This window comes from Mesorhizobium sp. M2A.F.Ca.ET.067.02.1.1 (assembly GCF_004023285.1).
GTDB lineage: Bacteria > Pseudomonadota > Alphaproteobacteria > Rhizobiales > Rhizobiaceae > Mesorhizobium.
In genome coordinates this window covers 1-492 of sequence record NZ_RZSB01001402.1, presented here as the reverse complement: position 1 = coordinate 492, position 492 = coordinate 1, and the positions used below count along the sequence as shown (strand labels likewise).

1 protein-coding gene is annotated in these 492 nt (G+C 62.2%); it reads left to right on the top strand.

Annotated elements, in window-relative coordinates; translation table 11 throughout:
* A partial coding sequence (locus tag EOA28_RS38045) for an alpha/beta family hydrolase (protein WP_128315960.1) occupies positions 1-451 on the top strand: 451 nt, incomplete at its 5' end.
* Between the last annotated feature and the right edge of the window lie 41 nt (positions 452-492).

Genomic DNA, 492 nt, shown 5'->3' with positions numbered 1-492 from the left:
GACGGTCAACCCCGAATACATCAAGGCGATCGCCGATCTGCGCGCCAAAGGCGTGACCGGCAAGCTCATCATCGGCGGCAAGTCGATGGGCGGCCGCGTCGCCTCCATGGTCGCCGACGAGATGTTCGCCAAAGGTGAGATCGTCGGACTGGTCTGCCTCGGTTATCCCTTCCATCCGCCGGGCAGGCCCGAGCAGTTGCGGACGAAACATCTCGTCGGTCTGAAAACGCCGACGCTGATCTTCCAAGGCACGCGCGACGAGTTCGGCACGAAGGAGGAGGTCGCGACCTACGGGCTGTCCTCGTCGATAGAGGTGGTCTGGCTGGAGGATGGCGACCACGATTTGAAACCGCGCAAGGCGATCTCGGGCTTTTCGACGGCGGATCATTTGAAGACGGTGGCGGAGACGATAGTGGCTAAATTCGCGCAGCCCTCGGCTTCGTCATCCTAGGGCGAAGCAAGGAGCGAAGCGACGCGCGCAGACCCTAGGAT